The sequence below is a fragment of the Phormidesmis sp. 146-33 genome (assembly GCF_052939515.1).
In genome coordinates, this window is the sequence record NZ_JBJPHU010000177.1 from 1 (window position 1) to 9,417 (window position 9,417).

The 9,417-nt window shown below is 51.2% G+C and carries 8 protein-coding genes and 1 pseudogene; 4 read left to right on the forward strand and 5 right to left on the reverse strand.

The window, feature by feature from the left end; all coding sequences use genetic code 11:
- The 4 genes and pseudogenes from rpoC1 to rpsT all read right to left on the reverse strand — a co-directional run.
- Positions 1–1,114: pseudogene (rpoC1, locus tag ACJ2PR_RS33590) on the reverse strand (DNA-directed RNA polymerase subunit gamma); the annotation flags it as partial.
- Between the two features lie 99 nt (positions 1,115–1,213).
- Positions 1,214–4,537 carry a DNA-directed RNA polymerase subunit beta gene (rpoB, locus tag ACJ2PR_RS33595; RefSeq protein WP_446856854.1) on the reverse strand — a complete coding sequence of 1,108 codons (3,324 nt, stop codon included), beginning with the start codon at positions 4,535–4,537 and terminating at the stop codon, positions 1,214–1,216.
- 390 nt (positions 4,538–4,927) lie between these two features.
- Positions 4,928–5,740, reverse strand: coding sequence for a TatD family hydrolase (locus ACJ2PR_RS33600; RefSeq protein WP_446880305.1), 813 nt, complete (start codon positions 5,738–5,740; stop codon positions 4,928–4,930).
- Between the two features lie 117 nt (positions 5,741–5,857).
- Positions 5,858–6,160 (reverse strand): 30S ribosomal protein S20, encoded by a 303-nt coding sequence (gene rpsT / locus ACJ2PR_RS33605; protein WP_446856856.1) that lies wholly within the window; start codon positions 6,158–6,160, stop codon positions 5,858–5,860.
- A gap of 209 nt (positions 6,161–6,369) precedes the next feature.
- Here rpsT and hisD point away from each other — a divergent pair, with 209 nt between their 5' ends.
- Positions 6,370–7,683 carry a histidinol dehydrogenase gene (gene hisD, locus ACJ2PR_RS33610; RefSeq protein WP_446880306.1) on the forward strand — a complete coding sequence of 438 codons (1,314 nt, stop codon included), beginning with the start codon at positions 6,370–6,372 and terminating at the stop codon, positions 7,681–7,683.
- A gap of 5 nt (positions 7,684–7,688) precedes the next feature.
- Positions 7,689–8,372 carry a Uma2 family endonuclease gene (locus tag ACJ2PR_RS33615; RefSeq protein WP_446880307.1) on the forward strand — a complete coding sequence of 228 codons (684 nt, stop codon included), beginning with the start codon at positions 7,689–7,691 and terminating at the stop codon, positions 8,370–8,372.
- 6 nt (positions 8,373–8,378) lie between these two features.
- Here ACJ2PR_RS33615 and ACJ2PR_RS33620 read toward each other — a convergent pair whose 3' ends face one another.
- Complete coding sequence (locus tag ACJ2PR_RS33620; protein ID WP_446880308.1) at positions 8,379–8,546, reverse strand: hypothetical protein; 168 nt, start codon at positions 8,544–8,546, stop codon at positions 8,379–8,381.
- Between the two features lie 240 nt (positions 8,547–8,786).
- Between ACJ2PR_RS33620 and ACJ2PR_RS33625 the strand changes: the two genes are divergently transcribed.
- Complete coding sequence (locus ACJ2PR_RS33625; RefSeq protein ID WP_446856859.1) at positions 8,787–8,993, forward strand: helix-turn-helix domain-containing protein; 207 nt, start codon at positions 8,787–8,789, stop codon at positions 8,991–8,993.
- A 9-nt stretch (positions 8,994–9,002) separates the two neighbouring features.
- Positions 9,003–9,257 (forward strand): helix-turn-helix domain-containing protein, encoded by a 255-nt coding sequence (locus ACJ2PR_RS33630; protein WP_446880309.1) that lies wholly within the window; start codon positions 9,003–9,005, stop codon positions 9,255–9,257.
- The last annotated feature ends 160 nt before the right edge of the window (positions 9,258–9,417 follow it).

Here is a 9,417-nt window from a genome sequence, read left to right on the forward strand (position 1 = left end):
ACTGGTGAATCTTCAGTTTCGGCCCAACCACGATTACAGAACGTCCCGAATAATCAACCCGCTTACCCAAAAGGTTTTGCCGGAATCGACCCTGTTTCCCTTCAATAATGTCAGAGAGGGATTTAAGCGGACGGTTATTTGCGCCAACCACAGTTCGACCGCGACGACCGTTATCAATCAGGGCATCGACCGCTTCCTGAAGCATCCGTTTTTCGTTACGAACAATGATTTCAGGCGCGAGAATTTCCTGCAAACGGGCGAGTCGGTTGTTGCGGTTGATGACGCGACGATACAGATCATTCAAATCGGAGGTGGCAAACCGTCCCCCATCCAACTGCACCATCGGACGCAAGTCAGGTGGAATCACCGGGATCACGTCCAACACCATCCAATCAGGACGAGAACCTGTAGCGATGAAGTTGTCCATAACGCGCAGACGCTTGATCAACTTGGCGCGTTTTTGCCCTTTGGAGACGGCAATCTCTTCGCGAAGCTGCTCGGCTTCCGTATCCAAATTAATGTCTTGCAGCAAACGTTGCAGCGCCTCCGCCCCAATTCCCACTTCAATGCCTGAGAGCTTAGAATCTTCGCTGTAAAGTTCGTCTTCGATCTCAATCCACTGATCTTCGGTCAGCAGTTGCTTATAAGTGAGATTTTCCGCATTGCCCGGATCGAGAACGACATAGGCATTGAAGTAAACGATCTGCTCCACATCCCGCAAAGGCATGTCTAACAAGATCGCCATGTAGCTGGGAATCCCTTTGAGATACCAGACGTGAGCGACCGGAGCCGCCAGTTTGATATAGCCCATGCGGTGACGACGCACCCGAGACTCGGTGACTTCAACGCCGCAGCGTTCGCAGACAATCCCGCGATGGCGCACCCGCTTATATTTACCGCAATGACATTCCCAATCCTTTGCAGGCCCAAAAATCCGCTCACAAAACAAGCCATCCATTTCGGGCTTGAGGGTGCGGTAGTTAATCGTTTCTGGCTTGGTGACTTCACCCACGACCTGACCATTGGGCAAAGTTCTCTCTCCCCATTGGCGAATGCGATCGGGAGATGCCAGACCGATTTTAACGTAGTCAAATCGCTGCTCTAGCTTTGGCATCGCGTAATTCTTCCTTAATATTCGATTGGCGCTAAAGGGTGAAAGGGTGAGTCTTGAGCAGCTTGAGTCGATCAAAGCCACCCAAAACTCAGCGCATTTCTAGTCTTCGTCGTCGTCCATCGCATCGCGCGAAATGGATTCATAGGTCGGTCGAGAAGGCGCGCGGCGACTGTTCACATCCGCCATCAAGTCAACTTCCATGTCTTTACTGCTGCCGTCTTCCTTGGTTTCCACCTTGTGAACTGCAACATCAAGACAGAGCGACTGAAGTTCGCGCATCAGCACCTTGAAGGATTCGGGCGTGCCCGGACGAGGAATGGCTTTGCCCTTGACGATCGCATTCAGCGCTTCGTTTCGTCCCTGCATGTCGTCTGACTTCACCGTCAGCAATTCTTGCAGCGTATAAGCGGCTCCAAATGCCTCCAGCGCCCAGACTTCCATTTCTCCAAATCGCTGTCCGCCTTGTTGAGCTTTACCGCCGAGAGGCTGCTGTGTGACGAGCGAGTAGGGGCCGGTCGAGCGAGCGTGAATCTTGTCGTCAACCAGGTGAACCAGCTTCAGCATGTAGGCTTTGCCGACCGTAACGGGGCGATCGAAGGGTTCACCAGTCCGCCCATCGTAGACCTGAATTTTGCCAGGGTTGTCGGGGTTAAACAGCCAGTAGCCATCTTGTCCGCCCGTGGATTTGATTCGTTTGTCTTGAGCTTCACTGATCTTGCCGTGAACGGTTTCTCTGGACTTTTCTTCTCCGTGCATTTCATCAAACGGCACGATTTTGAAGCGCATATCCAGATTTTCTGCCGCCCAGGCCAACAGGCACTCGTAGACTTGACCCACATTCATCCGGCTGGGCACACCCAGGGGATTCAACACGATATCAACGGCGCGACCGTCGGGGAGATAAGGCATGTCTTCGAGCGGCAAAATCCGGGAAACAATCCCTTTATTACCGTGACGACCCGCCATCTTGTCTCCGACTTGAATCTTCCGCTTTTGAGCCACATAGACGCGAACGACCATGTTCGCCCCTGGCGGCAATTCGTCGCCCTGCTCACGGGTAAAGACTCGCACATCAACAATCCGACCTTTTTCACCGTTGGGGACTCGCAGCGAGTTGTCGCGCACGTCTCTCGCTTTTTCACCAAAGATCGCCCGCAGCAGCTTTTCTTCAGGCGGCTGATCCGATTCTCCTTTAGGAGTCACTTTGCCGACGAGAATATCGCCCGATTCAACCCAGGCCCCAATGCGAATGATCCCCGTTTCATCCAGGTGACGCAGCGCATCTTCCCCAACGTTGGGAATTTCTCGCGTGATTTCCTCGGGCCCCAGCTTGGTCTGACGTGCCTCAATCTCAAATTTCTCAATGTGAATCGAGGTGTAAACGTCTTCCTGCACTAGGCGTTCGCTAATCAGAATCGCGTCCTCGTAGTTGTAGCCTTCCCACGGCATGTAGGCAACGAGAATATTCTGACCGAGTGCCAGTTCGCCTTTTTCAGTAGCGGAACCATCTGCCAGAATCTGCCCCGCAACGACCTTATCGCCAATAAAGACGATCGGGCGCTGGTTGAGACAAGTATCCTGGTTCGATCGCTGGTACTTTTGCAGCGAGTATGTGATCTCTCGGTTGGTCTGCGAATCACGCACCCGAATGTTGTCCGCATCGACAAACGTAACTTCACCATCGGTGCGGCTGACGATCACCATCCCAGAGTCACGGGCTGCCTGCGCTTCTAGACCAGTACCCACCAAAGGCCGCTCAGGACGCAACAGAGGAACCGCCTGCCGCTGCATGTTGGAACCCATCAACGCTCGGTTCGCATCATCGTGTTCCAGAAAGGGAATCAGCGACGTTGCCACAGAAATGATCTGCACCGGGGAAACCGCTACAAAGTCAACCTCTTCAGGCGTTGCGGTCGTGAAATCTTGCCGATAGCGAACGGCAACCGATTCGCCGACGATCCGACCGTCTTCATCCATCGTGATGTCACCCGCTGCTACCCGCAGATCATCTTCTTCATCTGCCGTCATGTAGAGGGGAGCGACATCTCTGAGAACTCGTCCGTTTTCAACTTTGTAGAACGGCGTTTCGATGAAGCCGTAGGCGTTCACTTTGGCGTGGGTCGCTAGAGAACCGATCAGACCTGCGTTGGGGCCTTCTGGCGTTTCGATCGGACAAATCCGGCCATAGTGAGACGGGTGAATATCCCGCACTGCGAAGCCTGCCCGTTCTCGCGTCAAACCGCCTGGCCCTAATGCGCTGAGACGACGTTTGTGAGTCAACTCTGCCAAAGGATTTGTCTGATCCATAAACTGCGAGAGTTGAGAGGAGCCAAAGAACTCCTTAATCGCAGCTACCAACGGTTTAGGGTTGACTAGAGAAGCAGGCGTGAGCGAATCAGCATCCGAGACCGTCATCCGTTCCCGAATGATTCGTTCTAATCGATTTAGACCAACCCGCACCTGATTTTGCAGTAGCTCACCAACCGATCGCACCCGACGATTGCCCAGGTGATCGATGTCGTCAATGCTGCCGATGTCAAATTCTAGGTTGATCAGGTAGTCGATCGACGACAAAATATCTTGCGGAGTCAGGACGCGAACCGTTTCTGGCACGTTGAGACGCAGCTTTTTGTTGAGCTTGTAGCGTCCCACTTTGCCCAGATCGTAGCGTTTGGGGTCAAAGAATCGAGATTCTAGCAGTTGAGCACCCCCTGAAACGGTGGGAGGCTCACCCGGACGCAGCTTGCGATATAGCTCCATCAAGGCTTCTTCTTCGCCAAATTGCCCTTCTTTCTCGATCGTCTTCTGGAAATACTCAGGGTGACGCAGCGCATCAAAAATCTCACCGTCACTCAGTCCCAACGCTTTCAGCAGAACTTGAGCAGACAGTTTGCGAGTTTTGTCAATCCGCACCCACACCAGGTCATTTTTATCCGTCTCAAACTTCAGCCACGCACCCCGGTTGGGAATCAAGCTCGCGTTGTAGGCGCGTCGTCCGTTTTTGTCGGTTTCTGACTTGTAGTAAACACCGGGACTGCGAACAATCTGGTTCACAATGACTCGTTCAGCACCGTTGATAATAAAGGTGCCGCGATCGGTCATCAAAGGCAAGTCACCAATAAAAACTTCTTGCTCTTTAATTTCACCCGTCTCCTTGTTAATCAGGCGGGTTGGGACGTACATTTGTACTGCGTAAGTACTATCTCGACGTTTCGCTTCATCGACATCATATTTGGGGCGCTTCAGCTTAAAGTCCTTCCCTAAAAAGTGAAGCTCTAGCTTGCCGGTGTAGTCTGTGATCGGCGAAAAACTGTCGAGTTCTTCGATCAAGCCTTCTTCGAGAAACCAACGGAAACTAGCCCGCTGGATCTCAACTAAGTCTGGCAAAACAAAGGCGGGGGTGTTGTAGGTAAGCTCAGTCATGCGTCTCCTCAGAAGGGTCACGCCCAGCGCGAACCCCGAATTTTATTACTATTTGCACAAATAAGTCAATGCAAAAAAGTTTGGAACTCCCAAAGGAAATCCAAAAAAATGAAGTATTCAGTTGTAGGGTGTAATAGCCAGTGTGGTCTCCAGTTCTTCCAGGGTCGATGGATGAGGTTTGTGAGCGCCCATGCCGTTAAACTTTATTGAGGAAGATAAAGCTTGTGGAAAATTGCTTTTCGATCGTTCTATTTTGCACTCTCAACCATTATGGCGCAGCATTTACGTTTTGTGGCTTGACTTATCCACGAATTTGTGGGATCTGTTTGCGATGATCAGGTAAAAATGGGGTGATGGGGGGTGAAGAACCGCAACAATTTGTAAAGTCTCCTATTTCAGCATCGGCAACGCCAATTGAGGCACCGTCAATCCGAAGAGTTGACAAGCATTTTTGGTCGTTTGGGCTGCGAGTTGCTCCAGAGGAATTTCTCGCAGTTGGGCAACCTGTTGAGCAGTGTACTGAACGTACGACGGTTCGTTTCGTTTTTCGCCCCGCTTGGGGACAGGCGCTAAGAACGGACAATCGGTTTCGATGAGAAGTCGATCGCCCGGCACCATTTTTGCCGATTCCTGAATCTGAAGAGCCTTTTTGAACGTGACTGTTCCGCTAAAACTAATGTAGAAACCCAGATCAAGAAACCATTGAGTTTCTTTAGGAGTGCCGCCCCAGCAGTGCATTACGCCTTTTACCGCCCCATTTTTTTGCCAAAATCGCTCCAACAACTCAGCCATCGGTGCCGCCGCATCCCGACAGTGAATGATCACGGGCAGATTCAAAGATTGAGCGATCGCCAACTGCGCCTCAAAGGACTGAAACTGCTGTTCTCGGTTCGCTGCTTTGAAGAAATCTAGCCCAGTTTCTCCGATCGCCACCACGCGCTGATCTGACTTCGCCAACGTCAAAATCTGCTGAGAAGAATCCGCCGTCCATTTTTCTTCGACATCCAGAGGATGCAGCCCCACCGCAAAAGAGAGTTCGGGGAAGCGATCGGCGAGTTGTTGAATTCCAGCAAATTCGCTTGGCTCGACGCAAGAGTGAACAAGATGAACGACTCCCGCTTCTCGCCAACGACGAGCGATCGCATCCAAATCGGGCTGGAATGCGTCAAAGTTGATATGAACGTGGGTGTCAATCAGTTGCATGAGGGAAGTCAAGACAGGAAATCAAGTTCTCAACCGAAACCAAGAACTCTACTTTATCTTTATTTCTTCAATCTCGTGCGAAGGGAGCGACCTCTTCGAGTCACCTGTAGGGGATTTCTAGGAAACAGTACTCGCCGCCACTTTAGTCTTCAGCGCTTTTGCGAGACGCGCCTTACGACGGGCACCCGTGTTGGCATGAAGAACGCCCCGCTTCACCGCTTTGTCAATCTTGCTGTAAGCAGATGACATCGCCGACTGGACTTCCTTCTCGGTTTCGGGAGTTGGTTGAGCTGCATGGGTATCGACGGCAGTCAGAAATTTTTTCATCAGCGTTCTAACGGCTGACTTGTAAGCTTTGTTACGCAGACGGTTGCGTTCTGCAATTTTGACGCGCTTTTGCGCGGATTTGATGTTTGCCACAATAAATCCCAGAAGAACTTTATCTAGAGTTGGACATAGAAATCGCTAGATAAATTACTATAGCATCAACCTTCAAGGATGGGATGATCCCTGAAAAATCCAGGTTAAGCTAGAGAAACGAGCGTGGGTTTGCCTAGCCTGTATGGTCGCTAGAATGCTCCAAACCCCTTTCTCGATCGGGTTATCTCAAGACTGACACTCCTAACTCCATGCTGCGAATCATTACTCAGTGGGCTGAGGCTAGAACAGAACTGCGACGGATCTGCGATCGCACTCATGACGATCAAGTTGTGCATAAGGAAGCGACAGTCCGGGAGGTACTGCAAGCCGTCAAGCGACAGGGCGATCGAGCGGTGTTAGATTACACCTTGGAATTCGATCGTCAAGATCTAAAACCAGAAGACCTGCGAGTCAGTGGCTCAGAACTGGATGCTGCCTACCAACAAGTTTCTAAAGAGTTGTTGACCTCGATCCAGTTTGCTAGAGAGCAGATCGAGTCCTTCCATCGACAACGGGTGCCCAAGAGTTGGGTGCATTTTGGCGAGGATGAGGTCGTCTTGGGGAAACGGTATACGCCCGTCGATCGAGCGGGACTTTACGTTCCCGGTGGTCAGGCCTGTTACCCCAGTACTGTCTTGATGAATGCCGTTCCTGCGAAGGTGGCTCAAGTGCCTCGAATTGTCATGGTCACTCCTCCAGGCAAGGACAAGACCATCAATGCAGCCGTTTTGGTCGCCGCTCAAGAGGCCGGTGTTACAGAAATTTATCGAGTTGGGGGAGCGCAGGCGATCGCCGCTCTGGCCTACGGGACTGAAACGATTCCAAAAGTGGATGTGATTACTGGCCCTGGAAACATTTATGTGACGCTGGCCAAAAAGTTGGTTTATGGAACGGTAGGAATTGATTCTCTAGCGGGCCCCTCTGAGGTGCTAATTATTGCAGACCAGACGGCGAATCCAGCGTTTGTAGCGGCGGATATGCTGGCTCAAGCAGAACATGACGCGATGGCGGCGGCGATTTTGTTGACGACCGATGCGACTCTGGCGCGAAAAGTGGTGGATGAAGTCGAGCGGCAACTGATTGACCATCCCCGGCGGATTTTGACCGAGAAAGCGATCGCCCATTATGGACTGGTGGCGATCGTCGATTCTCTGGAGGCAGCGGCCGATCTCTCCAACGATTTTGCGCCTGAACACCTGGAATTGGAGGTGGACGACCCGTGGAGCTTGCTGCAAAATATTCGTCATGCGGGAGCGATTTTCTTGGGCAGTTCGACTCCTGAAGCGGTGGGTGACTATTTGGCAGGGCCAAACCACACGTTGCCGACTTCTGGATCGGCTCGCTATGCGTCGCCCTTGGGAGTCGAGACGTTTTTGAAGCATTCCAGCCTGGTGCAATATTCGCAGACGGCTTTGGAGAAAGTGGCGAAAGCGATCGATCATCTAGCGACAGCGGAGGGGTTGCCTTCTCACGCCAATTCCGTCCGCTTGCGAGTTCGTGGCAATCTCAAACCTGACACTTAACTGCCATGTCTCCGGTTAAAACGAGTCTAGTGGATGCGATGACGGGAGAGGTGATCATTGTTCCGCCGACTGATCTGTACAGTGATGAGCCTCCCTTGGAAACTGACTGGCATCGAGAACAGGTTGAGCTATTGTTGGCTTGCCTGAAGGCGTGGTGGCGGGGGCGATCGAACTTCTACGCCAGTGGAAATTTGACGATCTACTTCAACGAAGATCAAATCAAGTCACGCGATTTTCGAGGGCCTGACTTTTTTGTAGTGTTGGGGACTGATCCACATCCGCGCAAGAGTTGGGTGCTGTGGGGAGAGGATGGCAAGTATCCCAATGTGATTGTGGAGATGTTGTCTGCAAGTACGGCGACGATCGATCGCACCACCAAAAAGCAACTCTATCAAGACACATTTCGCACGCCTGAATATTTCTGGTTTCATCCAGAGACGCTGGAATTTCAGGGATTTTGCCTGACTTCTGGCGAGTATCAACCGATTGAACCTAACGAGCAAGGCTGGCTGATCAGTCACCAGTTGAATCTGTATCTGGGAGTTTTTGAGCAAAAGTTACGGTTTTTTACTTTAGAAGGCGAGTTGGTTCCCAGTCCACAAGAGATAGCAGCACGGGCAGAGGAGCGAGCAAGGCGGTTGGAGGAGAGGCTGCGATCGTTGGGCGTTAACCCGGATGAATTGGAGTAGATTTAGCTAGTCGGTGTCTCGATCGCCCTCCTCAAAATCTGGTGGGTCAAACACGACGATAAAGGTAGCATTCGGGATGAGACGACGAAACACTTGCGCGTAGCCATCTGCATCCGATTTTGAAGCGCAACGGGCGACCGTAATGCGCTGCATATTTTCGAGCAGCCGAATCACAGCCCATCGTCTTAAGCGATCGCCATAAGAAGATATAGTTTGAGTTTAAGGATTGATAAATGAGCAGCGCTAATCGTCACGCCAGCGATCGAGAGGCGCTTAAACGGTATGCTATTCCGTGGATACAGCGAGTTAGTACCAGAGAAAGCAACTTCTAGTTAGTACCATTTCATTAGTATTTGTGTCAACTAACTAGTGCTATTCAAATGGTGCTAGTCAGAATGACTAAGGCTAAATGTTATGAGTATGAAGGCTTTGAGGCAAAGAGCAGGGATTAAAGCAGAAGAAGTTGTCTTCAAACTTGGAATTTCGATGTCAACGTTGAGAAACTGGGAGCAGGGTAGAACGGTTCCGACACTCAATCCTACTCAGTACGCTGAACTGCTCAAGCTTTACAACTGCACTCCCGATGAGTTGGCAGAGGCTGCAAGAGATGACGATCGTTAAACATCGCGCATGGGAAGAGCAGGAAAAGCCCTCAAACAGGCATTAGCAGCACATAAGATCAGTCAAAATAAGCTGGCAGTTGCGTTGGGCGTGAGGCGATCAGTTGTCTATCACTGGTTTCACGAAAAAGTAGACCCCAATGCAGAAACGGTTGCTGAGATCGTCAAAGCGTTGAAGAGTCTCAGTCCTGATGCAGCAGAGGAATTTATTAAACTGTATCTGGGAGATTTGATGCGAGATGAGCGATCGGATGAAGAAAATTGAGAGATAAGCCGTTCAGAAATATCATTACTGCGATCGCCCCAAACGCCTCTAACCAGTCCACAGCCCAAATTGCCCTGAGCGATCGCTGGCTCGATTCTCTCTTACGATGTAACTACTCAGGTTGAAGTGTAGTCGGGAGAGTGGGATTTCCCAAGAAAAC

What these genes read in the sequence shown, in the direction of transcription:
- ACJ2PR_RS33630 (WP_446880309.1), top strand. Translation starts at nt 9,003, where the DNA reads ATGGGAAGAGCAGGAAAAGCCCTCAAACAGGCATTAGCAGCACATAAG.
- rpoB (WP_446856854.1), bottom strand. Translation starts at nt 4,537, where the DNA reads ATGACTGAGCTTACCTACAACACCCCCGCCTTTGTTTTGCCAGACTTA.
- ACJ2PR_RS33600 (WP_446880305.1), bottom strand. Translation starts at nt 5,740, where the DNA reads ATGCAACTGATTGACACCCACGTTCATATCAACTTTGACGCATTCCAG.
- hisD (WP_446880306.1), top strand. Translation starts at nt 6,370, where the DNA reads ATGCTGCGAATCATTACTCAGTGGGCTGAGGCTAGAACAGAACTGCGA.
- ACJ2PR_RS33625 (WP_446856859.1), top strand. Translation starts at nt 8,787, where the DNA reads ATGAGTATGAAGGCTTTGAGGCAAAGAGCAGGGATTAAAGCAGAAGAA.
- ACJ2PR_RS33615 (WP_446880307.1), top strand. Translation starts at nt 7,689, where the DNA reads ATGTCTCCGGTTAAAACGAGTCTAGTGGATGCGATGACGGGAGAGGTG.